General features: G+C 32.4%; 24 protein-coding genes. 22 read left to right on the top strand and 2 right to left on the bottom strand.

Going from position 1 to position 24,559, the window contains the following annotated elements; translation table 11 throughout:
• Positions 1-6 precede the first annotated feature (6 nt).
• A complete protein-coding gene (locus BN1208_RS04670) occupies positions 7-1,842 on the top strand; it encodes a polysaccharide biosynthesis protein (RefSeq protein ID WP_046488335.1) in 1,836 nt (611 codons plus the stop codon).
• A gap of 9 nt (positions 1,843-1,851) precedes the next feature.
• Here the strand turns inward: BN1208_RS04670 and BN1208_RS04665 are convergent, their stop codons facing one another.
• Positions 1,852-2,562 (bottom strand): FkbM family methyltransferase, encoded by a 711-nt coding sequence (locus tag BN1208_RS04665; RefSeq protein ID WP_052734642.1) that lies wholly within the window; start codon positions 2,560-2,562, stop codon positions 1,852-1,854.
• A gap of 61 nt (positions 2,563-2,623) precedes the next feature.
• Between BN1208_RS04665 and BN1208_RS04660 the strand changes: the two genes are divergently transcribed.
• The 14 genes from BN1208_RS04660 to BN1208_RS04595 all read left to right on the top strand — a co-directional run bounded on the left by BN1208_RS04660 (position 2,624) and on the right by BN1208_RS04595 (position 15,272).
• Entirely contained in the window at positions 2,624-3,595 is a 972-nt protein-coding gene (locus BN1208_RS04660; protein WP_046488334.1) for an FkbM family methyltransferase, read from the top strand.
• A gap of 135 nt (positions 3,596-3,730) precedes the next feature.
• The gene (locus tag BN1208_RS04655; protein WP_046488331.1) at positions 3,731-4,663 is read left to right on the top strand and encodes a thiamine pyrophosphate-dependent dehydrogenase E1 component subunit alpha; all 933 of its coding nucleotides are present in this window, start codon (positions 3,731-3,733) and stop codon (positions 4,661-4,663) included.
• A 15-nt stretch (positions 4,664-4,678) separates the two neighbouring features.
• Entirely contained in the window at positions 4,679-5,713 is a 1,035-nt protein-coding gene (locus tag BN1208_RS04650) for an alpha-ketoacid dehydrogenase subunit beta (RefSeq protein ID WP_156157786.1), read from the top strand.
• A 2-nt stretch (positions 5,714-5,715) separates the two neighbouring features.
• A complete protein-coding gene (locus tag BN1208_RS04645; protein ID WP_052734641.1) occupies positions 5,716-6,729 on the top strand; it encodes an NAD-dependent epimerase/dehydratase family protein in 1,014 nt (337 codons plus the stop codon).
• 6 nt (positions 6,730-6,735) lie between these two features.
• Positions 6,736-7,689 carry a thiamine pyrophosphate-dependent dehydrogenase E1 component subunit alpha gene (locus BN1208_RS04640; RefSeq protein ID WP_046488327.1) on the top strand — a complete coding sequence of 318 codons (954 nt, stop codon included), beginning with the start codon at positions 6,736-6,738 and terminating at the stop codon, positions 7,687-7,689.
• Entirely contained in the window at positions 7,682-8,722 is a 1,041-nt protein-coding gene (locus tag BN1208_RS04635) for an alpha-ketoacid dehydrogenase subunit beta (protein WP_046488325.1), read from the top strand. The genes BN1208_RS04640 and BN1208_RS04635 overlap by 8 nt, the downstream gene beginning before the upstream one ends.
• A complete protein-coding gene (locus BN1208_RS04630) occupies positions 8,694-9,521 on the top strand; it encodes an SDR family NAD(P)-dependent oxidoreductase (protein WP_046488323.1) in 828 nt (275 codons plus the stop codon). The genes BN1208_RS04635 and BN1208_RS04630 overlap by 29 nt, the downstream gene beginning before the upstream one ends.
• A 22-nt stretch (positions 9,522-9,543) precedes the next feature.
• Positions 9,544-10,425, top strand: a complete 882-nt coding sequence (locus BN1208_RS04625) for a glycosyltransferase family 2 protein (protein ID WP_162197766.1) — start codon at positions 9,544-9,546, stop codon at positions 10,423-10,425.
• Positions 10,426-10,435: 10 nt separating this feature from the next.
• Positions 10,436-11,458 (top strand): GDP-mannose 4,6-dehydratase, encoded by a 1,023-nt coding sequence (locus BN1208_RS04620; protein WP_046488317.1) that lies wholly within the window; start codon positions 10,436-10,438, stop codon positions 11,456-11,458.
• 118 nt (positions 11,459-11,576) lie between these two features.
• Positions 11,577-12,035, top strand: coding sequence for an NUDIX hydrolase (locus BN1208_RS07145; protein WP_162197765.1), 459 nt, complete (start codon positions 11,577-11,579; stop codon positions 12,033-12,035).
• Positions 12,032-12,559: a dTDP-4-dehydrorhamnose 3,5-epimerase gene (rfbC, locus tag BN1208_RS04610; RefSeq protein WP_046488314.1), complete on the top strand. Its 528-nt coding sequence runs from the start codon at positions 12,032-12,034 to the stop codon at positions 12,557-12,559. Before BN1208_RS07145 ends, rfbC begins: the two co-directional genes overlap by 4 nt.
• 14 nt (positions 12,560-12,573) lie before the next feature.
• Positions 12,574-13,539 (top strand): NAD-dependent epimerase/dehydratase family protein, encoded by a 966-nt coding sequence (locus tag BN1208_RS04605; RefSeq protein ID WP_046488312.1) that lies wholly within the window; start codon positions 12,574-12,576, stop codon positions 13,537-13,539.
• On the top strand, positions 13,526-14,518 hold the full coding sequence (locus BN1208_RS04600; RefSeq protein WP_046488309.1) for a GHMP family kinase ATP-binding protein: 993 nt from the start codon (positions 13,526-13,528) through the stop codon (positions 14,516-14,518). The genes BN1208_RS04605 and BN1208_RS04600 overlap by 14 nt, the downstream gene beginning before the upstream one ends.
• Positions 14,475-15,272 (top strand): sugar phosphate nucleotidyltransferase, encoded by a 798-nt coding sequence (locus BN1208_RS04595; RefSeq protein WP_046488307.1) that lies wholly within the window; start codon positions 14,475-14,477, stop codon positions 15,270-15,272. Before BN1208_RS04600 ends, BN1208_RS04595 begins: the two co-directional genes overlap by 44 nt.
• Here BN1208_RS04595 and BN1208_RS04590 read toward each other — a convergent pair.
• Positions 15,269-16,114, bottom strand: coding sequence for an FkbM family methyltransferase (locus BN1208_RS04590; protein WP_046488305.1), 846 nt, complete (start codon positions 16,112-16,114; stop codon positions 15,269-15,271). The two genes, BN1208_RS04595 and BN1208_RS04590, sit on opposite strands and share 4 nt — an antisense overlap.
• 71 nt (positions 16,115-16,185) lie before the next feature.
• Here BN1208_RS04590 and BN1208_RS04585 point away from each other — a divergent pair, with 71 nt between their 5' ends.
• The 7 genes from BN1208_RS04585 (at position 16,186) to BN1208_RS04550 (ending at position 24,545) form a co-directional block, all read left to right on the top strand.
• Positions 16,186-17,661, top strand: a complete 1,476-nt coding sequence (locus BN1208_RS04585) for a mannose-1-phosphate guanylyltransferase/mannose-6-phosphate isomerase (protein WP_046488304.1) — start codon at positions 16,186-16,188, stop codon at positions 17,659-17,661.
• Positions 17,658-18,635 carry an NAD-dependent epimerase/dehydratase family protein gene (locus BN1208_RS04580; RefSeq protein WP_046488302.1) on the top strand — a complete coding sequence of 326 codons (978 nt, stop codon included), beginning with the start codon at positions 17,658-17,660 and terminating at the stop codon, positions 18,633-18,635. Before BN1208_RS04585 ends, BN1208_RS04580 begins: the two co-directional genes overlap by 4 nt.
• Positions 18,632-20,137, top strand: a complete 1,506-nt coding sequence (locus BN1208_RS04575) for a lipid II flippase MurJ (RefSeq protein WP_046488300.1) — start codon at positions 18,632-18,634, stop codon at positions 20,135-20,137. The genes BN1208_RS04580 and BN1208_RS04575 overlap by 4 nt, the downstream gene beginning before the upstream one ends.
• A 1,179-nt stretch (positions 20,138-21,316) precedes the next feature.
• Entirely contained in the window at positions 21,317-22,150 is an 834-nt protein-coding gene (locus BN1208_RS04565; RefSeq protein WP_046488296.1) for a DUF6492 family protein, read from the top strand.
• Entirely contained in the window at positions 22,147-22,887 is a 741-nt protein-coding gene (locus tag BN1208_RS04560) for a class I SAM-dependent methyltransferase (protein ID WP_052734639.1), read from the top strand. The genes BN1208_RS04565 and BN1208_RS04560 overlap by 4 nt, the downstream gene beginning before the upstream one ends.
• Before the next feature lie 8 nt (positions 22,888-22,895).
• Entirely contained in the window at positions 22,896-23,735 is an 840-nt protein-coding gene (locus tag BN1208_RS04555; RefSeq protein WP_046488294.1) for an alpha-1,2-fucosyltransferase, read from the top strand.
• A gap of 18 nt (positions 23,736-23,753) precedes the next feature.
• Positions 23,754-24,545, top strand: a complete 792-nt coding sequence (locus BN1208_RS04550; RefSeq protein WP_046488292.1) for a glycosyltransferase — start codon at positions 23,754-23,756, stop codon at positions 24,543-24,545.
• Positions 24,546-24,559: the final 14 nt, after the last annotated feature.

The following is a 24,559-nucleotide window of genomic DNA, read 5'->3' as shown; positions in this document are numbered from 1 at the left end:
GGGCGTATGAAAAAATTAACTTTAAATTTGCGTAGCATATTTGCTTTTACTCATGATATTTTCGCGGTAGTTTTTACTTGGTTTGCCGCTTATGCATTTCGTTTTAATTTTGATATTCCAGCCGAGCATTATGCAAATGCATATCAATCATTATGGATTGTTTTGTTTTTTTATGGCTTAGCTTTTCTTTTTTCTCGTTTCTATAGGGGTACCTGGCGTTTTGTAGGTCTTTTAGATCTTAAGCGTATATTTATTACAGTAATAACTACATCAATTGCTTTAAATGCCCCCTTCTTTTTTTCAGGTTATTCATTTTACATACCTAGATCAATTTTAATCCTACATCCAATTTTACTTATATTGGTGATAGGCGGTAGTCGGTTTATGTATCGAATATTTAAAGAATATATAGCTTATGGGTCACATAATTCTTCTGGATCGCCTCTGATTATAATTGGCGCAGAAGATGCAGCTGTTTCATTAATTAAAGATATACAAAAGGCTAGAGCGTGGAATGTAATAGGAATCCTAGATAATATTACTCAAATGCATGGCAGAGAAATCCTGGGAGTTAAGGTTTATGGAGGAATCAACCTTCTCCCTAAAATTACAAATGCCTACAAGGTCAAGAATGTTATTATTTTGATGACGGAAGCAAGATTTCAAGATCGATCTGAAGCAATAAATTTAGCTAATCAATTAAAACTTAAAGTTTTAATAGCTCCTAAAATTGATGATTTGATAACTGGTAAAGTAACAATCTCACAGATTAGACCCATTGAAATTGAAGACTTGCTTGGCCGCGAATCTGTCGATTTAGATAATTCTGGCATAAAAAATTTAATAAAAGATAAAGTGATTATGGTTACAGGCGCTGGCGGCTCTATTGGCTCTGAGCTCTGCCGACAAATTGCTAAATTTAAACCTAATAAAATTATATGTTTTGATATCTCTGAGTATGCCCTATATCAGTTACAGTCAGAATTGAGTAGATTGGCAATTAATACGGAAACAATTTACTTAGTAGGAGATATTAAAAATAAAAAATCTTTAGAGAAAATCTTATCACTTTATAGACCAGCACTTTTATTTCATGCGGCAGCTTATAAGCATGTGCCCATGATGGAGCAGAATAATGTTGCTGAAGCGCTAAATAATAATGTTTTTGGCACTTATATTTTAGCTAAAGCTTGTCAGAAAGCTAAAGTTGAAAAATTTATTCTTGTTTCTACTGACAAAGCTGTTAATCCAACGAATGTTATGGGAGCAAGTAAACGATTGGCTGAAATGGTGTGTCAAGGAATGCAGAAAGAAAGTGGCACAAAGTTTTTGATGGTTCGTTTTGGTAATGTTCTTGGAAGTAGCGGGAGCGTAATTCCGAAATTTCGCGAACAAATTAAAATGGGTGGGCCTATTACCATCACCCATCCAAAAATTACACGTTATTTTATGTCTATTTCGGAGGCTGCTCAGCTTGTTATACAAGCAGGGCTGATTGGGGATCGAGGTGAAATTTTTGTGCTGGATATGGGCAAACCTATTAAGATAAAAGATCTGGCAAATAAGATGATAGAGCTTTCCGGATTCCAGAAAGGTGAAATTGCAATTAAATATATAGGCCTCAGACCAGGCGAAAAGCTCTACGAAGAATTGCTTGCTGACCAAGAACTTTCTCTACCGACATCACATAAGAAAATTAAAACAGCTAAAGCCAAGCATTTTGATGCTCGTTCATTATCAAAATTATTGACTTGGATTGAATCTACGAATATTTACAACGAAAATCGTATTAAAAAAGAAATGACTAAATGGGTAAAAGAATATAATCCTTATTTAAATTAATAAGAGCTTTTATTCATCAGACTTTTTGATAAAAATGCCATCAAACTGTAACATCTGTCCCGTTTTTGTATTCCAATAACCAGGAATGATAGACCATAAACGAAAGTTATATTTTTTTAAAAAAGTTAGAAAATATTCGTAAGTTTTTTGTTTTTCGTAGAGCGTTTCTGTTGAGAGCTCTAATTGAATGCCGCTTATATTCCTTAGGTTTTTAATTGATCCCTTGAGCACTTCAGATTCAAAGCCTTGTGTATCAATTTTCAAAAAAACTTTATTGGATTTTTTAACGTAAGAATTAAATACTGAATCTAATGTAGTAACCCCTACATTTATTTTTTTTACATATCTTGTATCTGGCGTATTAGATAATAATCTTTGTGTAATTTTAAGAAATGATGAACTGTAAGAATTTTCTGAGACATTTATAATTCCAGCCCCTCTCTTTGAGCCTAAAGCTATTCTTTCATGAACAATCCATAAAGGATCTTTTTGTGAATTTTTTGATAGCTTTTTATGTGCCTCGGGCAAAGGCTCAAAAGAAATAATCTTTCCTTTGTAACCTTCTCTTCTTGCATCATTTGCGTATTGACCTACATTTGCCCCAACATCGAAAAGAATATCTATTTTATGCTCAATTAAGGTATTTTTCCTTTTTGGCGTTATATTAAAGCCAATATAAAGAAATGCATGTTTAATATATTCTTTAATTGCTGTTTTCATAAGTTACTTAAGATGCTAGCATAACTATCGTATTCAGTTTAAAAAAATTAAGGGGTTACGCATGTATAAAACATTAATAAAATCTTTAACGAAGAAAGTTCTTAGTAAATTACGTCTCAAATACATCCCCAAGGCTCTTGTAAGTGAAGATTACCAAGTTAAATTGCCAAGCGATTTTTTTTCCAAATATACTAAGAATTTAAATATTATAGATCTTGGATCGGAATGTTATTCCGGAGAAATGGATGCTTCATATAAAAATTTAATTTCTCACTATTCATGCAATGTTTATTGTTTTGATATTCAGGATAACAAAACTCTTAAAATTTTAGCGCCGGGTAGCAATTTTATTTCCATTCAAGAGGCTGTTTTTGACGGCACTGAAACTAATTTTTACGATTGCAATCCACCTGCAGCGAGCGGCATCTACCCGCCCAATAAACCAGTATGGGATCGAATTGGTTTGCCACTTGAAATAAAAAAAGTAAAAAGAATTAAAACAAAAAAACTTGATGATTTAATTCCTAAAAATGTCTCAATTGATTTTATCAAGCTGGATATTCAAGGTGCAGAAATTACAGCGCTTACAAATGGCGCAGATGTTTTAAAAAACGTCTCATTTGTTCAGGCTGAGGGAGATTTTATAGAATTGTTTGAAGGTGGAGCCCCACTATTTCCCGAGGTTTTTAACTTCATGAAGTCTAAAGGATTTACTTTCTTTTCTTTTGGTAGTTTAGGTTTATTTAGCCTTGCAGGAGTTAAAAGAATATTAGGTAATGGTAGTCCAGAATTTTATCACAATCATTTTTGGTCTAAACAAATTGGTTTTTCTTTAGGTATTTTTTATAGAGGCCCCGAATATTTTAAAAATGACCCAGCTAAGATCCTTAATTCTGCAGCAATAGCTCATGCTTCATATAATGCATATGATTTAGCAAGGCTTATACTTACTGACGGGGTAAAGTATATTCCTAATGGGAAAAAAATTCTTGATGAGTACGAATCTTTGTTACGTAAAAATAATTTAATTTAATTTTTTTTTGAAGGGATTGTTTAAGGTTTTTTACGGCTATCCTATTTTTTTACCATTTTTATTTTCTAACTTAATTACCCGCATCAAATTAGCAAGTCTTTAAACTTAATATAAAGTAAATTTAAATAAATATTCATGATTACTTTCAATTCTTCATATGAAGAACTTTTTTATCAGTCACTCAGGATTAGACTTGTAGAACAAAAAATTATTGAGCTTTATCCATCTGATAAAATACAAAGTCCTGTTCATTTATCTATTGGACAAGAGTCTGTTGCGGTTACTCTATGCAGTCAATTAAGAGATGATGATTGGGTATTTATAAATTATCGTGGACATGCTTTTTATTTAGCAAAAAAGGGTCCGATGCCAGAATTATTTGCTGAGCTATTTGGCAAAAGAACTGGTTTATCAAAAGGTAAAGCCGGATCAATGCATCTTGCAGATCCCAAGCATGGGTTAATGGGTTCCTCGGCAGTTGTTGGCTCAACAATCTCTCATGCTGTTGGAGCAGCGTTAGCATCTAAAATTCGGGGGGAAAAAAGAGTTTTTGTTGCAGTGTTTGGCGACGGAGCAACTGAACAAGGTGTTTATCACGAATCACTAAATTTTGCTTCTTTACACAAATTGCCTATTTTGTTTTTATGCGAAAATAACGGCCTTGCTGTCCATGCCTCTTTAGCTGAGAGACAATCTTACAATTTACTTGCTCATGCAAGATCCTACGGAATTGAATCGACCCTAATTGAAGAAAGTTATAATTTTACTGAATTGAGTGATTTTTTTTCTTTATCTATCGAGAAAATAAGAGAACATTCTTTGCCTTTATTGGTTGAAGTTAAAACCTGTCGCTATAAAGAGCATGTCGGTACTTCTGATGATTTTCATGCTGGATATAGAAGTATTCAAGAAGTTAGAGAATGGCAATTGAAAGATCCGCTTATAAATGATAAAACCCTCATAGATAAATTCATTCCGTTTATTCAAAAAGAAATAGATATGGCAGTTATATTCGCTGAAAAATCTCCTTTTCCTACAATAGATGATTTATTAACGGATATTTTTTAAGTGGAACCCTTAAAGTTGAAATATAGAGAAGCCTTGACTGAAGCAATGGCAAAAGCTATGAGGAAGCCTAATACACTTCTAATTGGCCAAGGTGTAACTGATTATAAAGGTATCTGGGGAACAACCTTAGGTCTTGCAGAAAAATATCCTGATCGCGTTATCGAGACCCCTTTGTCTGAAGATGCTATAGCAGGTATTTGTCTTGGTGCTTCATTGAATGGTATGTATCCAATTAATACACACATTAGAGTAGATTTTAGCCTTTTAATTTTTAATCAATTGATCAATCTAATTGCCAAATATAAATATATGTTTGGAGGTTTATTTGAAATTCCAATGATGTTTCGTTTAGTCATTGGAAGAAGCTGGGGTCAGGGTGCTCAACACTCACAAAGTCTGCAGTCTTTATTAGCCCATATTCCAGGCCTTGTCGTAATAATGCCCTCTAATTCACAGTCTATTTTAGAGAGTTATGATTATGCATTAAATCATTATAGAGGCCCAGTTGTAATGCTTGAGCATCGACTTATGTATGAGCTGGAGTTTGAACAAAGAAATGAAAATAACCATCCATTTGAAACTCGAGTTGATCGAAAAGGGACTGACATTACAATTATTGCAACATCGGTTATGGTTCTTGAGGTTAGAAGAGCATGCGATTACCTAGAGAAATTTGGGATTTATCCAGAAATTATTGATTTACACTCGATTTCACATCCAAATCGAGAATTAATTTTTAATAGTGTTAAAAAAACTGGACGTTTACTAGTTGCTGACACCTCATGGCTCCCTTATGGGGTCGCTGCTGAAATGAGCAGAATTATTTCAGAGAGAGACCCAAGTATTCTAAAAAAACCTATCAAATCCTTAGGCATGGCATATGCGCCTTGCCCGACAGCAAAAGTATTGGAGGATATGTATTATCCTGATGTTCATGATTTAGTTTTATCGGTTCTTGAGCTTACCGATAAAAAAGCTACACAAAAGATTCCCATCCCCATAAAAACCCCAATGACAGATTTTTATAAACATTTTAAAGGACCGTTCTAGTTATGGCTGAAAATCATATAGCAATTAATTTTCCTGAAGATATTACAAGGGAATTAGAGGGAAAAAGAGCTTTAGTTACCGGTGGAACAGGTATGATTGGCCGTGAAATTGTGCGCTTGCTTTTGGATCATGGGTGCCAAGTAACAAGCGTCTCTCTAGATGAATTAAAATTAGATTCTAGAGCAAAATATATTAAAGGTGATTTGTCAGATCTAAAATTTTGCTTAGATATTTCTTCTAATATTGATTTTGTCTTTCATGTAGCTGGGATAAAAGGCTCAGTTGTGGTAACTAAAGAAAAGCCAGCTAGTTTTTTCGTACCTCTATTAATGATGAATACAAATATGTTGGAAGCTGCACGTCGAAATAATGTATCTAAAATATTGTATACAAGCTCTATAGGAGCTTATTCGCCAGCTGAGATTTTCATTGAAGAAAATGATGATTTTAATATTCCACCGATGGATATGTTTCCAGGCTGGGCAAAGCGAATGGCTGAATTGCAAATTCAAGCATATCAAATTCAATACAAGGTTAATAATTTTTCAATCGTAAGACCCTCAAATATATATGGGCCTGGAGATAATTTTGATGAGCAAAATGCAATGGTTATTCCATCACTTATTGCAAGAGTTCACAGAGGTGATGATCCAGTTCAAATATGGGGGGATGGCTCTTCGGAAAGAGATTTTCTTCATGCTACAGATGCTGCAATAGGCTCAATTTACGCTTGTCTTAAAGGTACCGATGGTAAGCCAATAAATCTAGGATGTGGTTATGGTATTACTATTAAAAATCTAGTTGAAACTTTGCAATTAATAACACCCTTTAATGCATTTTTTGATACCTCAAAACCAGCTGGATTCCCAAGAAGAATTATGGATATGACGTATGCAAAAAAGCGAATAGATTTTATACCACAAATTTCTTTGAAACAAGGATTAGAGCAAGCTTATAAATGGTATTTATCTAATTCACTAGAACATCTAAATAAACAAAATTATTTTAGAGGTTAATTTTTAATGCTGCCAATGCTAAAAGAAATTTATTTTCGAATGTATTTAATCCGTAGTTCGGAATTAAAAATTTGTGAGCTTTATCATGAAGATGAAATGAAAACGCCAATGCATATGTCAATGGGGCAAGAGGCAGCACCAGCAGCAATTTCATTAGCATTAGGCGATAAATCAAAAATTATTTCTACATACAGAAGCCATGCTCCATTCTTGGCCCACACCAAACAAGTTAATAAATTTTTTTGTGAATTATTTGGAAAAGATAATGGCACAGCTGCAGGAAGAAGTGGTTCTATGCACCTTGCCGATATTGAAAATAATTATATCTGCTCTACTGCAATTGTTGCTGCTGGATTACCGCTTGGGCTAGGCGTTGCTTTTTCCGAAAAATATAATTTGACTAATAATGTTTGTGTAGTTTATTTCGGCGATGGAGCAATTGAGGAAGGTTCTTTTTGGGAAACATTAAATGCAGCATCTTTAATGCAATTGCCGCTATTGTTTGTTTGTGAGGATAATGATTATGCTGTTCATACTAAAAAAAATGAGAGAAGGGGGTTTTCTTCCATAAAATCAATTGTCGAATCTTTCGAATGTGATTATATATTCGACGAATCTAACGATGCCGAAGACATTTACAATAAGTGTTTAATTGCAAAAAAAATTTTAGAAAATTCAAGGCCTGTTTTTTTTCATATTAAATGCATAAGATATTTAGAGCATGTTGGAATTAAAAATGATTTAGAGGCTTATTATAGAAATTCTTCTGATAAAGATATTCAAGTAAATTATGATGCCTTGCAATTAATAAGAAACAAACTAATTAATGCTTCTTCATTGGCAGAAGCTATTAAAATTGAAGATGAAATTGATCGGCAAATTAATACCGCAGTTAACTTAGCTAAACTATCAAGCTTCCCCAAAAAAAATGAGCTGTTAACCGGAGTGTATTTTGATTGAGTTAACCTTCTCAGATGCAATAAACAAGGCATTACACCTAGAAATGGAAAGGGATGACTCTGTTTTTGTATTTGGCATTGGCGTTCCTGATCAGATAAAAATATTTGGTACAACCAAGGGTTTGCTTGAAAAATATGGGAAGAAGCGTTGTTTTGATTCGCCTTTATCAGAAGATGCTATGACAGGATTGGCTATTGGAGCTGCAATATCTGGTCTTAGGCCTGTTCATGTTCATATTAGGGTTGATTTCTTATTGCTCACTATGAATCAATTGATAAATATGGCCTCCAGTTTCATTTACGGAACAAATGGGAATCATTCGTTACCATTGGTAATAAGAGCAATTATAGGAAGAGGATGGGGGCAAGGCTATCAGCATAGCAAGTCATTATTTTCTTATTTTACTCACATTCCAGGATTAATAGTTATAGCTCCAACATCACCTTCGGACGCACTTGGACTTTTACAATCAGCTATTAGATCAAATAGCCCAGTTATCTTCCTGGAACATCGATGGCTATATTGGGCTAAAGAATCTGTTGATAATAATTTCTCTTTGGTTGAAATTGGTAAAGGTAAAGTCTTGCGCAAGGGAAAGGCCGTTACAGTTGTTGCAATTTCCTGGATGGTGGTTGAAACATTGGTTGCAGCGAAAATTTTATCTGAGAAAGGCATTGATATAGAAGTTATTGATCCAAGAACATTAAGACCTTTAGATACAGAAATAATTTTTAATTCTGTTAAAAAAACTGGAAGGCTAATTGTGGCCGATTGTGATTGGATAAATTCTGGCTTTAGTGCAGAAATTCTCAGCTTAGTTAGCGAGCATTTATTTCAATATATGATTTCCTCGCCTGTAAGAATCGGTTTTGCAGATTGCCCATGTCCAACAGTCCGCATATTAGAAGATGAATTTTACCCAAATGCCGGAACCATTATTCACGCAGTTGAAAAAATGCTAGATAAACCTCTTTCTATCCTTGATGGCATAGATTTTTATAGCCATGAAAATAAATTTAAGGGCCCTTTTTAAGCTAAAAAGAAATATGATTGATTACGGATTTAAAAATAAGATAGCACTAATTACAGGCGGTTCTCGTGGTATAGGACTTTCGATTGCAGAATCTTTAGCAAAACAAGGCGCTCATATCATCATCTGCTCAAGATCGAAAGAAAATCTCGAAAGCGCCTCTAAAGCTCTAAAAAAACATAATGTTGAAGTTTTAACAATTAAAGTCGATGCATTGAAACAAGATGCAGCAGATTTTATTGTTAGTGAAATTAAAAAAAGATGGGATGGCGTTGATATATTAATTAATAATGTTGGCGGCGGCGGTCGATGGGGCAATGAGAGAGTTGAAATTACGAATGATTCAGTTTGGAGTGAAGTTTTTCAGAAAAATGCATTGATTGCAGCGCTTTTAACATCCAAGCTAATTCCTCACATGCTCAAGAGAAAATGGGGGAGAGTTATAACGATTTCCTCAATATATGGCAAAGAAGGAGGAGGCAGGCCTTGGTTTGCAATGGCAAAATCTGCCGAGGTTGCTTTAATGAAATCATTATCTCTTACCAATTATCTTGTAAGAAGTGGAATTACTTTTAACACAGTTGCTCCAGGCGGTATTTATATTAAAGGCGCTGGTTTTGAGGAGGAGCTTACTAAAAATCCAATCAAATTTAAAAAAATGATCGAGGATGAATATCCTCTCGGAAGGATGGGAACGCCAGAAGAGGTTGCTAATGTAGTAACTTTTTTATGCTCAGAGCAAGCATCTCTTGTTAACGGCTCACAAATAACTGTTGATGGAGGCCAAACGAAATCATTTTGATTTTAATTTCATTGGAAATATTTTGATTAAACTATCTATTTTAGTAGCAAGTAAAAATCAGGCTAAATATATACCGGATATGCTGTTGGCATTAAAGGCCCAATCCTTTCAGGACTTTGAACTAATAGTTGTTGATTCATTTTCATCAGATGGCAGCATTAAACTATTTGAGTCTTTTAAGAAATCAAGAATCTTTCTTAGGGAATGTAGTGCAGAGGATGCACATTTGTTTGGGCTTCAAAAAGCAAAAGGTGAATATATTATGCTAGCCACTACATCAGATTATTTGTATAGCTTTAAATGGTTAGAAAGAGCAATTAATGTATTGGATTCCAATAAAGATATTTCTTTGGTCTGGGGATCGGCAGTAAACATTAATGACCGAGGTATTATTAGAGGAGTCTGGGGTGATCATTATCTTTATAATTACCCTCCAAATAAATTCGATTATTTCTCATATTGGCTTTTTAATCCATACCTGCCTGAATTAAATTTTATTGTAAAAAAGAATGTATATAAATATTGTTTAAAAGATAATGATCCCTTAGGATATATATATAAATTTCTTCTTAATTTTACTAAAAATGGTTTTTTGCCTCTTTATATTCCTGAATTAGCGCATGCAGGAAGATCTCACCCTAATAATCTTACTACTAAAAATCGTTTTTACGATTTTATACAATACAATTGGCTTCTAAAAAGGAAACAATATATTTATTTTTTTGCAATAATTTTTGGTATTCAAAAACATATTTTTATAGATGGTAATTTTCAAGCAATAAAACATTTGTCTTTTTTTGAAAGAATACTCTTACCATTAAAACTTTTAAAAATATATGCATTTGAAGCACCTAAAACAATTTTCAGGAAATTTAAAAGAGTTATATTTTTAAAGTTAGACTAAATAGATTGGAATGAAAATTAAAAAAACAGCATTTATTACTGGAATTTCAGGAATGGTTGGCTCACATTTAGCTGATTTTATTATTGAAAATACTGATTGGAATATTGTCGGGCTTATTAGATGGAGAAGCCCATTGGAAAATATTAGCTCCTTAACTAAACGCATTAATAATAATGATCGAATTAGTCTTGTTTATGGGGATTTACGAGACACAGTGTCTATTGATAAAGCTATTGAAAAAACTAAACCGGATTATCTTTTTCATTTAGCAGCTCAAAGTTATCCTTTAACCAGCTTTGAAGCGCCTTTGGACACCCTAGATACGAATATACAAGGCACAGTAAGAGTTTTAGAGGCGTTAAAGAAATATAAAAATGATTGTATTGTCCATATTTGTGCTTCTTCTGAAGTATTCGGGCGTGTACCAAAGGAAAAATTGCCTATAGATGAAGAGTGCAGTTTTCATCCAGCTTCTCCATATGCAATTTCAAAAGTTGGTACTGATTTAGTAGGTAGATTTTATGCTGAAGCCTATCATATGAATATCATGACAACTCGCATGTTCACCCATACCGGCCCTAGACGAGGCGATGTTTTTGCTGAATCTAGCTTTGCTAAACAAGTGGCAATGATAGAGAGAGGGTTGATTCCACCTGAAGTAAAAGTTGGAAATTTAAACAGTTTACGAACGATAGCAGATGTCAGAGATGCAGTGAGGGCATATTATCTGCTAGTTACTGTTAATCCAATTCCTGGCGAATATTATAATATTGGAGGATCTCACACGTGCACAATTGGCGATGTATTGAATAAAATTATCTCTCTGTCAAGCTATGCTGGAAAAATTCAAATTAAAGAAGATGCCTCTAGGTTAAGGCCAATTGATGCAGATTTACAAATCCCTAATACTAAAAAATTTCGTGACCATACTGGATGGGAGCCAAATATACCCTTTGAAAAAACAATTAGAGATCTGCTTGACTACTGGAGAGAAAAAGTTGTTAAAGACGGTTCAAGCTTACTAACTAGATAATGTCTGATCATTTTACAAAAGTTTTTGAATCTAACTATTTTTTTGTAGAGCAAAGCAATAAAAAATATGACAATAATGATTCTTATTATAGAATCAACGAAAAAGATTCTGTTATTTGTTGTATATTAGATCAAGAGATCGTTTTATATTGGTAGAGCAAGATAGGCCAGCCATAGGTCTGCTGACCTTAGAGTTTCCTGCTGGCCAAATTGAAAATAATGAACAACCATTAGCTTCAGCTGAAAGAGAGTTTTACGAAGAGACTTCGCTGTATGCAAAAATGTCCTGCGTTGGAAAATTTAGTATTATGCCTAACAGATCGACTAGTCATGCATATGGCTTTTTCGGTTTTACAGAGAATTTTGTCACGAAAAAAATGCATGGAATTAAGGTTCGAGAAATTAAAAGAGGTAAGCTAGAAGAAATTATTTTATCTGGAAAATTTCAGCATATGGCAGGATTAGCAGTTTTAAAAGCTGCAGAACTCTACTTTGAGTTTAATATATTTAACGATAAAATTTCTGACATTGAAGAATCTTTGATAAAGTCTAAAAATAAAGAAAGATTGAGATTATGAGTAAAAAAGTTAACTACAATGATTCTGTTCTTAAAGATGTAATGATTATTAAGCCAGAAACATTCTATGATCACAGGGGTGAATATGTCGAAATTTTTAATAACGAAACATATAATTTAAAAAATTTAAATTTAAATTTCGTTCAAGATGATATTTCAATTTCATCTAAAAATGTGCTCAGAGGCATTCATGGTGATAATAAAACATGGAAATTAATTTCATGTTTATATGGCAGTTTTTATTTCGTAGTTGTTAATAATAATCCAAAATCAGAACAATATAAAAAATGGCAATCATTTTTACTTAGCGATAAAAACCGATTGCAAATTTTAGTTCCACCTAATTTTGGAAATGGCCACTTAGTTATCTCTGACACAGCTATTTTTCATTACAAACAAACATCTTATTACGACCCATCATCTCAATTTACAATTAAGTGGAATGATCCTGAGTTCTCAATTTGGTGGCCTATCAAAGACCCTATTCTATCGAGACGTGATGATTTAGGCCAATTTGTCGATTAATACAGGAGTATCAATTGTTTAAAAATAAAAATGTTTTGGTCGCTGGTGGCGCAGGATTTATTGGAAGTCATTTAATTTTAAGGCTATTAAAATTAGGCGCGAATGTTAGCGCTACATTACATATCAAAGAACCTTTTATTAAGGATTCTAAAATTAATTATTTACGTTGCGACCTTAGAAATCCTGAAGATTGTTTAAGAGTTACGAAGAGTGTGGATTACGTGTTTATGTGTGCAGCTAACACGTCAGGGGCTGCAGTCATGACCAAAAATCCCTTGGCTCATTTAACACCAAATATTTTAATGAATATTTCAATGCTTGATGCAGCGTATGAAAACAATGTAAAAAAGTTCTTATTTATTAGTAGTAATACAGTTTACCCATTGACGGACTTTCCTGTAAAAGAAGAGGATGTTACTAATGAATTTTATGATAAATATTTTATTGTCGCGTGGATGAAGAGGTTTACTGAAATTGTCTGTCAAATGTATTCCGAAAAAATTTCTAAGCCTATGGATGTATGTGTAGTTAGGCCGGCCAATGTGTATGGTGAGTTTGAGGATTTTGAATGGGAAACTTCTCACGTAATACCAGCTCTTATTCGTAAGGTTGTGGAAAGAATGGACCCCCTTGAGGTTTGGGGGGATGGTAATGATTTAAAGGAGTTTATTTATATCGATGATTTTATAGACGGCCTTCTACTATCCATGGAAAAATTAACTGGATTTGATCCTATTAATATAGCAATTAGTAATCCCTGCACTGTCAAGGAGATTATTAACTTATTAGTTTATTTAGATGGGTATGAAAATGCAAATATCATTTATGACTCATCGAAGCCCAGTATGATTCCAAAAAGACTGATAGATAATCAAAAAGCTGTTAATAAACTCGGATTTACGCCGAAGGTTTCCTTAGAAGAAGGCCTTAAAAAAACCTTAAAATGGTATCGATCTTCAATAGATAATGATAATAAGTAAAACCCCCTTTAGAATTTCATTTTTCGGAGGAGGAACAGATTATCCAGCATGGTATGAAGAAAATGATGGATCAGTTATTAGTATGGCTATTAATAAGTATTGTTATATAACCTGCCGTTATTTACCACCTTTTTTTGATTACAAATACCGTATTAGATATTACAAGCGAGAAGAAACAAATAGCATAGACGAGATACAGCATCCTGTTGTAAGAGCCGCTTTAAAATATATGAATGTTCAAAATGGTGTTGATATAGTTCACCATGCAGACCTTCCAGCCCAATCTGGCTTAGGGTCTAGCTCGACATTTACTGTTTCTCTTTTAAATGCTTTTAGAGCTTTGAAAAATATTAATAGCGATAAATATGAACTAGCAAAAGATGCAATTTTTATTGAACAAAAATTAATAATGGAAAATGTCGGCTCACAAGACCAGGTAGCAGCAGCCTATGGTGGTTTTAATAAAATAGATTTCAGTAGTTCTGATGGGTTTAAAGTAAAGCCAATTTTTTTAGATGATATTTCGAAGGTTACTAGTCATATGCTGCTTTTTTTCACTGGGATTATGAGGTCAGCGAGCGATGTTGCTCAAGAGCAGATTAAAAATATCCCCAAGAATAAAACCCTTCTCCAGGAAATGATTCTCCAAGTCAATGAAGCGACGAAGCTACTAAATAGTCAAATAATTGATATGAAATTATTCGGAAGTTTATTAAATGAGCAATGGAGAGTAAAAAAATCACTTGCATATAATATAAGCAATAATGAAATAAATACAATTTATGATATAGGGATGCAGTGTGGTGCCTATGGTGGCAAAATATTAGGTGCGGGTGGAGGAGGTTTTATATTATTTTTAGCCAAGCCCTCAAGTCATAAAACTATTATTCACGCATTAAGCAAGCTTATTAATGTTCCTGTTGATATAGATTTAAATGGAAGCCATATTATATATTCGTCAGGCTCTGAAAATTTTTAGGCAAATGAGTAAATTTCAAAAAGAAATATTTGATCTTGATGTTCTTGTTCTTTGCGGTGGACTTGGAACTCGAGTTAAAGATATATTAGGGAATACTCCTAAATCTATGGCTAGAATTAATGAACTTCCATTTTTAGATCTTATAATTAACCAATTAAAAAAAAATGGTATTTCTAAAGCTATTTTTTGTGTAGGATTTGAATCGAAAAAAATAATTGAGCATTATGAGAGTCGGAAAGATTTTATATGTATTTTTTCCAAAGAGGATATTCCACTAGGAACAGGTGGTGCTATCAAAAATGCATTAAAACACATAAAGACTGAGAGTTTTATTGTTTTAAACGGCGACTCAATTTGTGATATTAATTTTAGTTTTTTTCATTCGTATCATCTTGCAAAGAAAGCGTTTATTTCAATTGCAGTTGTCGAGAATCTAAATTCTAATAATCGAGATTTTGGAAGTATTTTTTTAGATGATAACTCTAGAATTAATTCTTTTCATGAAAAGAAAAAAGAAGAACATTTTACATGCGTTGCATCATATATAAATGCAGGTGTTTATTTATTTAATAAAAGAATCTTTAATTTTTTTTCGCATAAAAATAAATCGTTTTCACTAGAAAATGATATATTCCCTGAGATTATTGCAAAAAAAAATTGCTTTGCATTTATTCTAAAAGGAAAATTTTATGATATCGGAACCAAGGAGAGATTGGCAAATGCAGAAAAAAATTTGTCAATATTTTTTGATTAATTTAATGTAAGTTTTTTATCTGCAAATATAAAATTATTAGATGATAAACCATTGCCTTTATTATTCATTATTTTGTTAAGTATTTTCGGTGTGATTTCAACGTAATTATTATCCGCAAAGTATGATTTGTAACCATTTTTCCACATTAATTGAAAAAGCTTTTTAGCATCTGTAAATTTTCTTTTGCTGGTTATTGGAATATGTTCGTTAAATGAAACTTCAATTATCCATATTGGCTTAGGATTTAGCTGGAGAGTTTTTTCTGCCCCATAAAGCATTTCTAGTTCATATCCTTCAATATCTGCGACTATCAAAAGTCTTTCTTTAGCAAACCTCTGGGCAACAGAATTATCTAAAAGAGTCGTTGGCACAATTTTATAGTGTTGCAAATCTGAACCAGCCCATTTTTTTACCAGGGAGGCGCCAGTTCCATATCCATAGAGTTTTTTTAATTCACTTGTGCTTCCTAATGCAACTGGAAAAATCTCAACCCCTTTCACCCAGTTATTTAAAATTAGATTCTTATAAAGTATATTGAGATTTGAAATTAAAGGCTCAAAGGCTGTAACTTCTTTGCCCATTTTCATTGCGATACATACATAGTAGCCTACATTCGCACCTATATTAATCATCCTATCACTTTTTGATAATTGATTTTTAACAACATTTGTTTCTTCAATTTCAAAAGTACCATTTTCCATTAAGAGTGTGCCAGAAAAAAAATAGCCCTCAGGATGCTTGTTTGTTCTCATCAGAATAAACTGGTAGATAATTACCCTAACCCAATATGCTAAGTAAGGAACCTTTTTGACAAGAGTTTTGATCTTATTGAGTTTTTTCATGGAATTCAGACCTATTTGATATTTATCATTTACATTATAATAGGAAACAAATTTAAGCAGAGCTTTACTTAATGATCAAAAATAGGAATAGTACCAGTGTTTACCCCGTCATATTATGCGGCGGGTCTGGAAAGAGATTATGGCCAGTATCTAGAGAGTCTATTCCAAAGCAATTCTACGATTTTTTCGGAAAAGGCTCTTCCTTCCAGAGCTCAGTAAGCCGCTCATTATCAATAAAATTCAAAGGAATTAATTTAAAAACTCCTCTTGTAATTACGAACAAGGACTATAAATTTTTAGCCCAAGACCAAGTAAAGAATATTTCTAATTTTGATTTAGATTATATATTAGAGCCTGAAGGTAAAAATACTGCACCCTCTTTAACTTTGGCTGCATTAAATTGCTATCAAAATGATAAAGACTCAGTGATGGTAGTTTCTTCTTCTGACCATTTCTTGCCCAATATAAATAATTTTGTTTCAACGATTGAAAAAGCAATTAAAATTGCAAAATCTAATGATTTTGTCCTTGTAGGTGTTAAGCCAACTAATCCTAGTAGTGAGTTTGGGTATATTGAGTGCAATAAGGACTTAAAAAATAAATCAGCATTGCAAGTCCTTAATTTTTATGAAAAACCTTCCCAAAATTCTGCAAAAAGTTTTTTGTCTAAAGGAAATTTTTTATGGAATGCTGGAATTTTTGTTGTTAAAGCTCAAGTATGGCTTGAGGCCATAGAGTTTTTCGACACTAAACTTTATGGGTTATGTAAAAAATCTTTCGAAGATCGAGAATGTAGTGCTAATTTCATTAGTCCAAGTCATATTTTTTTTAAAAAAATAAAAAGTAATTCTATAGATTATGCAGTTTTACAAAAGTGCAAAAATACGAAATTTTCTTTAAGGGCTGTTGAATTAAAATCTAGATGGCATGATTTAGGTACTTGGAATAGTTTTTGGCAGTTATTTAAAAATAAGTTTTCATCTAATCTTATATTTGGAGATGTAATTGCCACAAAAATAAGTAATTCAATAATTTATTCAACATCCCGGCTCGTTGTAGCTAATAATTTAGATGATATTATTTTAGTTGAAACGCCTGATGCCATAATGATTCGAAAGAAATCCTGCCTTGAGAGTCAGGGCGAAATTATAGAATTACTCAAAAAAACTAAACGCCTTGAAGGAAAATTAAATCGAAAAGAATTTCGCCCTTGGGGCTGGTTTGACGTCTTGGACTCCTCGAACGGCTATAAAGTTAAAAAAATATTTATTAACCCAAATTCTTCTCTAAGTTTACAAAAGCACAATAAAAGATCTGAGCATTGGGTTGTTATAAAAGGTGAGGTAAATGTAATTTGTGGCTTTAAGAGATTGCGATTGAAAGAAAATGAGTCTTTTTTTGTTCCAAAAAATATTAAACATAGATTATTTAACAAATCTAAAGACCCAGTCGAGATTATTGAGGTTCAAACAGGAGAATATTTGGAGGAAGATGATATTATTCGTTTTGAAGATAATTACCAAAGACCTTTGAAAGGTGAATCGTGAAAAAAGCTCTAGTTCTTGGCGGTGGCGGTTTTATAGGATCTCACATGGTTCGAAAGTTAAAAAACGAGAATTTTTGGGTTAGATCTGTTGATTTAAAATACCCAGAATTTTCAGAAACAGAAGCAGATGATTTCATTTGCGCGGATCTCGCCGATCCCATAATTGCCAGAGATGCTATTGATACGAAGTTTGATGAAATTTATCAGTTTGCTGCGGATATGGGTGGAGCTGGTTTTATATTTACTGGTGACAATGATGCTGACATTATGCATAATTCGGCATTAATTAATCTCAATGTCTTAGAAGCAAGCCTAAGACGTAATTCAAGAAAAATATTTTATTCATCCTCTGCTTGTATTTACCCTGAACATAATCAGATTGACCCCTTAAAACCAAATTGTGAAGAGTCATCTGCATACCCAGCAAATCCTGATAGCGAGTACGGTTGGGAAAAACTTTTTAGCGAAAGGTTATTTTTAGCATTTGCTAGAAATTATAATTTCGATATACGAATCGCACGTTACCATAATATTTTTGGTCCTGAAGGTACCTGGCGCGGCGGAAGAGAAAAGGCCCCTGCTGCAATTTGCAGAAAAATTGCGCAAGCAAAAAATGGAGACAGCATTGACGTTTGGGGTGACGGAAATCAAACTAGATCTTTTTTGATTATTGATGAATGTATTGAAGGCACATTGAAATTAATGAGATCCAATTATACCGGCCCAGTTAATATTGGCTCAGAAGAAATGGTTTCAATCAATCAATTAGTTTCTATGATTGCAGATATAAGCGAAAAAAAAATAAAAATTAATAATATAAAAGGGCCTGAAGGGGTTCGTGGTAGAAATTCTGACAATAAATTAATTCAAGAGAAATTGAACTGGAGACCATCTAAACCTCTAACTTGGGGGCTTGAAAAAACCTATCATTGGATTCAAGATCAAGTTTTAAGTTTAGATGTCAAATCGTATTGATTAAAAAAGCGTTGCAAATTTCCTTACTGGGACTTCTAGGGAGTTTTGTTGGTTTTTTTTGTCAAATACTTACTGCTAAATACTTCGGCGCAACGTCAAGCTACGACTTATTTGTAGTAGCCAGCACGTACCCACTTTTTGTTACAGGACTGATAACGACAAGTTTAAATCATTATTTAATTCCTGAAATATCAAAAAAGACAAAAAAAAATTTCCGTAATAAGTTTTGTTTCTCTATTCTTTTAAGTTTTTTATTTTTAAGTTTATTTATAGCATGCGCAGGCTATTTAGTATCACCATTTCAAATGTCTTACTTTGGAGCATCTAATAGCGATGAGTTTATTAAGATAGCTCAAATATATTGGTTAGCGACATCACTAATTCCAATTATTTCACTTTTTCAATCGATAAACATAGTCGGAAATAATGTAAATTATGTGGGTAAAGCGAATTTAATTCCAGTCTTAACCACCTTATTTTTATTTTTAGTCTTTAGAGATAATTTTGGACTAACACTTTTAGCTTATAGTCTATTGATAGGTAACATTATTAGTCTTCTTTACCTTGTCAAATTCAGTATTAATCCAATAAATATTTACAAGCTCACCATAACTGACTATAAATGCCTAAAAGAATTTTATAAAAAAATTCCACTAATTATTCTATCAATTCTATGCTATGTCATTTTCCAATCTAGCGACGTTTATTGGTGTAAATTTTTATCAGCATCGAGTCTTTCATACGTAAGTTATTCGCAGCGATTTCTTGTGGCTTTTACGACATTAAATATTTCATGGCCTATTCAAGTATTCTTACCACATCTATCAAATAGCATAAATTCTGGAAAAAAAACTGACGCTATGCGAAACATAATTAAAATTTTCAGAATATCTGCCACATTGCTAATATTTCAGTGTGTATTTTTTTACTTTTATTCAGAAAATATTATTTCAATCTTATTGGAAAGGGGTTTGTTCGATTCATTAGCTACAAAAAATGTTTCTGGACTTTTAGAAGTTTCGATTTTTTCAAGTATATTTTTTTCTGGGTCAGTGGTACTTTTGAGATATTTATTTGCTGAGGGCAATTATAAATCAACGGCGGCATCTGGCTTATTTATTACAATTATTTATTTTGGATTATCAGGAATGCTAACAAAGTATTTTGGCGTAATTGGATTGTCAATTGCGTTTGTTTTATCCTGGTGTTTATTTTTTATAAAGTTACTTTTAAATGTCTTCAAAGGACAATGGCAGTTAATTATTAATACAGAAAATTATTTATTTCTTAAAAACTTAGCAATATGTTCAGTTATGCATATAGCCTTTTCATTTATTCTGAGACATTTTTATATAATAATTTTCAAGGAAAACTTTTTTACTTTTATTGATTTGGCAGTAATTTTTTCGATTACATTTATTTTCTTTATTTTCTTAACTCTAAAAGTTTCTCCAATTTTTGAAATAAAAGAATTCTTTGGTAAATTCTCTAAGAATGTGTAGATTTTTAGAGAATTCTAGATTTAATATCCTAAGTCTTTTGCTTATTAGTTTTTTTCATATAACTCGTGGTTTTAAGTTTCTTAATAATTTACAAGTTGAAATTGCTACGATTTTTTTCTTACTATTAATTTTTATAAATTCTAATTTTTTAAAAATCAAGTATTTCAAATTTGATAAAGCTCTTCTTTTTTATTTAATTTCCATTTGCTCGATTACACTAATATTACTTTTTTTCTGGATTTCTGAAGACGATACCCAATGTCTTAAGGCCGCTTATTTTTATACCCTGCCGATATTCTATATTTATCTGTTACTAGCTAATTCAGGTCATGGGAACAATCCTGACAAAATTCTAAAATTTTACTCAACTTTTACTGCCTTACTTTCTTTTTTAAATATTCTAATGTTTATTGAAGTATACTTTTTACGGTTACATCCTTTTTTTACGGTTGAATTAGGCACGATACAGCCTAGAGTTTACGAGCATTACCTAACAGGAGTTCTTGGTGAAGCCTCGAGATACATCTCGTATTTTGGTGAGCCTTCAGATTTTGTTTGGATAATTGCCAGTGGTTTTTTTATTCTTCTCAAATATGAATTTTATTTAATGGCTTTCATTTCGCTATTTTCAATAATCATTTCTGGGTCAGGAGCTGTTCCAGTATTTTTATTAATCTTCATTTTCTGGTCTATTTTTCAAAAGAAACTTAATTTTTTTATCGTACTATCAATTCTAGTAATGACTTTAATAGCCGTCTATCTCACATCAGAGGCTACTTTAACTAGGATTTTTGTTAGATGGTTTGATCCTGATTCGCATCAATTATCTGTAAATAGAATTAATTTCCTACTTTCGCGACATATTAGCGATACAAATTCTCTCAGCTTGCCTTTATATCAGATCTACCCAACAAGGATTGTTGGCCCAGAGCTGCTGAATTATACTAATAATTTTTTTTATACGGTTGCACGATTAGGAATCTTCTCAATTCCAATTATTCTAAGCTCTAGTTTTCTTATGTTTAAATGCCTTATGAGTATATTGCGCAGAAAGGAATATGAACTTGCGACCAGCCTTTTATGTTTTATTTTGTTATCATTTACAAGAGAATCTTTTAATTTTATTCTGGTATTCTGGTTCCTATATATATTCATCCAAAAAAAGATCGAGAAATCAATTTGAAAATAGATAAAGTTTTTGTTTTTGGTGCGGCTAAGGATATGCCTACCCTCTATTTTTCCCTACCATCTATTTTAAAAAACATAAGCGCTAGTTCTTATTTCTTGGTATGTGATGAATTAGATGTAAAAAAATTTCAAATTTTTAAAAAACTAAACTTTTCTATTATTTCTGATCAGAGTATTATGGGAGAAAATTTTCGCTACTTAAATATCAGAAATAAAAAGTTATATTCTTGGTATAAACAGCAGGTAGTTAAACTTTTATTATGCAATCAACAAAAACCAAATGATATTATTTTGCTCTGGGATGGTGATACAGTTCCATTGAAGAGGTTAGATTTTTTTAAGTATAACAAGATAAATGTCCGGCTCTCAGATGAGCATCACCCAATTTATTTTATTTCAATATTACAAGTACTAAATTTAAGAAAAAACATCCCTAAATCATTTATTTCACAATGTTTTTTATTAAAAGCCTCTTGGTCTCAATTAATGTGTAAGGCAATAGAAAAGAACATGGGTGAGAATTTTGTTTCTGTGATTTCAAATTTGGCTAACTCAACTAAATTACAATGTTTTAGTGAATACGAATGTCTAGGGACATATATTAATAAATATTTCTTTTACGAAATCAATATAATAGAGCGAGAGTGGCTTAGATATGGTAATTCTGTTCTTAATAACCCTGATAAAATCAGTAAATTTAAAAATCACTTGAATTATGAGTATGTGTCTTTTGAGGTCTGGGATAATGCGCCCATAAAATCTTTTTTACATAGGTTTTTTTATTTCATATTAAGTTTTTTTTCCAGCATGGTTAGCGCTAAATGAAATTTAATTCTCTTCTTAGACATCTTTTGTCCAATTTCTATCCATTTAAATTTTTCTATCAAAAACTAAATAATCAATTTGTAAGGGATGTATTTGTTGCTCAAGAATTAAAAAAGATAAAGAAAAACTCTTTAATTTTAGATGCTGGTTGCGGAAGCCAAAGATACAAAGGCAATTGTTCTCATTTGAGATACAAATCACAGGATTTTGGAGAGTATGCCACCGACCTTAAAAAAAGTATTGATACTTCTTACCAAGATCTTGATGCTTACGCATACGGTAGCCAAATCGACTACATTGGTAATATTTGGGATATTAAAGCAAAAGACAACACCTTTGATGCTGTTTTATGTACAGAGGTGCTTGAACACATTCCATACCCCATTGATACAATCAAAGAACTTTCTAGAATTCTTAAAAAAAATGGTATCTTGATTTTAACAGCTCCGTCCAATTGCTTGCGTCACATGGACCCATATTTTTTTTATACTGGCTTTACAGACAGGTTTTACGAAAAAATTTTAGGTGAAAATAATTTTTCTATAAAGAAAATGGAACCAGTAGGGGATTATTACAGTTGGATGTCGGTCGAAGTCGCACGCACAGCAATCAGTAATTCCATACTTGCGAAGCTTATTTTGTTTCCGACATTTCTTTATTATGCAATGAAAAGAAAAACGCCAGTGTCAGTTAATAGCTTGTGTATGGGCTATCACATAGTAGCCATTAAGAATTAGAGATTAATTTGAAGAAAATATATCTAAGACTTGCTGGCGGACTTGGCAATCAAATATTCCAATACACAGCAGCGCTTCTAATTAAGAAAGAAAGTGACCTAATTTATTTTTATACACAGGCTTTAAATAGTTACAAGGCTGGCCGAAATTTAGAATTGGTAAATTTTTTTGAACTTCCGCAAACCACATATTTTAATGTTAGTTTTTTTGCTATTGTTGTCTTTAAATTCAGATTAGCAAAAATTACTTCTTTTTTTGGCTGTAACGACTTAAATTTCTCATCGATCCTTTCTAACAATAATACTGGCCAATCGAAAAGCTCTGTCTACCTAGATGGCTATTTTCAGGATGCTTGGAGTTATGAACATATTCAGCCCTTACTAATTCAGTTATCAGCAGGCTTAAAAAAAGATCAATTTAATAATGAGCCATACGGTCAATATGATTGCATTATACATATTAGAGGGGGTGATTTTTTAGCTAATTTAGATAACTCGCTTAATAGTGTTGATTTCTATATAGATGCCTTAAAATTGCTTAAAGGTAGCCATGCGTTAACAAATATATATGTCGTGACTGACGATTTGCAATATTCAAAATCGCTGCTAGACATTATTAAACCCAAATTTAAAGATATTAATTTTTCTTTGGACCATGAAAGAAAGTCTTTATTTGATGACTTTATGATTTTGCTTCATGCGAAGTCTAGAGTTATTGGCACTAGCACTTTTGCATGGTGGGCATCCGCTCTTGACGACAAGAAATCAATCACAATGAGCCCAAAATCGTGGAAACTAAATTGCAATAGGAAATTAGTTCTTCCTTGGGAAAAGCTCGTTAATAGTTAACATTAAAATATAATAAATATGCCTTCTATTACCGTTTTAACCCCGACTTTTAATCCAAATCTAATTTACCTAAAAAAGATGCTTGCAAGTCTAAAGAAGCAAACTTTTAAGGATTTTGATCTTTTGATTGTTGATGAGAGTTCATCAGTTGATTTAAATTTTATTAAAAATCTTAAATTAGGCTTCAAGGTTAAAATTTTGAAGCCAAGAAAAAAATTAGGCATTGGAGGCTCTTTGGCTTTTGGCACATGTCAAATTAAATCTCAATTTGTTGCGAGAATTGATGCTGATGATATTGCTAGTGATAATCGTTTAAAAACTCAATATGACTTTTTAATGGGCCATCCTGACATTAGCTTGGTTGGCTCTTCTGTTTTTAAGATCGATAGTTTTGGAAAAATAACAGGTTTTAGAAATTATCCAATATCTCATAACGATATTCTGTCACAATTAAATATTTGGAATCCTCTTTGCCATCCCTCACTCATGATAAGGACTGCTTTTTTTAAGAGATATGGTAATTATGCCAATTTGAGAAATAATGAGGATTATGAACTGTGGTTAAGAGCGTCTTTGCAAGGTGCTAAGTTTCATAACCTTAAAGAAAAATTAACTTATTACCGAATACAATCTGAAGACGGATTATCCAGCCCTAGAAACTGGGTGAGCGCCTTAAATTTAAAAATCAAGTATTTTAATTTTCGCTATTTTTTTTCTTCTTATATTGGCATACTTTTAACTCTATTAATGATTATTGTGCCTTCTCGTCTTAAGAGATTAATTTATAACAGATATAACAAGCTTAGATAATTTTACCGGGGAAT

The organism is Candidatus Methylopumilus planktonicus (assembly GCF_000981505.1).
Taxonomy (GTDB): Bacteria; Pseudomonadota; Gammaproteobacteria; order Burkholderiales; family Methylophilaceae; genus Methylopumilus; species Methylopumilus planktonicus.
Note: the sequence above shows the minus strand (reverse complement) of the source record. Positions and strands in the feature narration are given on the sequence as shown.

Coding starts and splice junctions, on each gene's coding strand:
- BN1208_RS04670 (WP_046488335.1), top strand. CDS start 7: ATGAAAAAATTAACTTTAAATTTGCGTAGCATATTTGCTTTTACTCAT.
- BN1208_RS04665 (WP_052734642.1), bottom strand. CDS start 2,562: ATGAAAACAGCAATTAAAGAATATATTAAACATGCATTTCTTTATATT.
- BN1208_RS04660 (WP_046488334.1), top strand. CDS start 2,624: ATGTATAAAACATTAATAAAATCTTTAACGAAGAAAGTTCTTAGTAAA.
- BN1208_RS04655 (WP_046488331.1), top strand. CDS start 3,731: ATGATTACTTTCAATTCTTCATATGAAGAACTTTTTTATCAGTCACTC.
- BN1208_RS04645 (WP_052734641.1), top strand. CDS start 5,716: ATGGCTGAAAATCATATAGCAATTAATTTTCCTGAAGATATTACAAGG.
- BN1208_RS04640 (WP_046488327.1), top strand. CDS start 6,736: ATGCTGCCAATGCTAAAAGAAATTTATTTTCGAATGTATTTAATCCGT.
- BN1208_RS04630 (WP_046488323.1), top strand. CDS start 8,694: ATGAAAATAAATTTAAGGGCCCTTTTTAAGCTAAAAAGAAATATGATT.
- BN1208_RS04620 (WP_046488317.1), top strand. CDS start 10,436: ATGAAAATTAAAAAAACAGCATTTATTACTGGAATTTCAGGAATGGTT.
- rfbC (WP_046488314.1), top strand. CDS start 12,032: ATGAGTAAAAAAGTTAACTACAATGATTCTGTTCTTAAAGATGTAATG.
- BN1208_RS04600 (WP_046488309.1), top strand. CDS start 13,526: ATGATAATAAGTAAAACCCCCTTTAGAATTTCATTTTTCGGAGGAGGA.
- BN1208_RS04595 (WP_046488307.1), top strand. CDS start 14,475: ATGGAAGCCATATTATATATTCGTCAGGCTCTGAAAATTTTTAGGCAA.
- BN1208_RS04590 (WP_046488305.1), bottom strand. CDS start 16,114: ATGAAAAAACTCAATAAGATCAAAACTCTTGTCAAAAAGGTTCCTTAC.
- BN1208_RS04585 (WP_046488304.1), top strand. CDS start 16,186: ATGATCAAAAATAGGAATAGTACCAGTGTTTACCCCGTCATATTATGC.
- BN1208_RS04560 (WP_052734639.1), top strand. CDS start 22,147: ATGAAATTTAATTCTCTTCTTAGACATCTTTTGTCCAATTTCTATCCA.
- BN1208_RS04550 (WP_046488292.1), top strand. CDS start 23,754: ATGCCTTCTATTACCGTTTTAACCCCGACTTTTAATCCAAATCTAATT.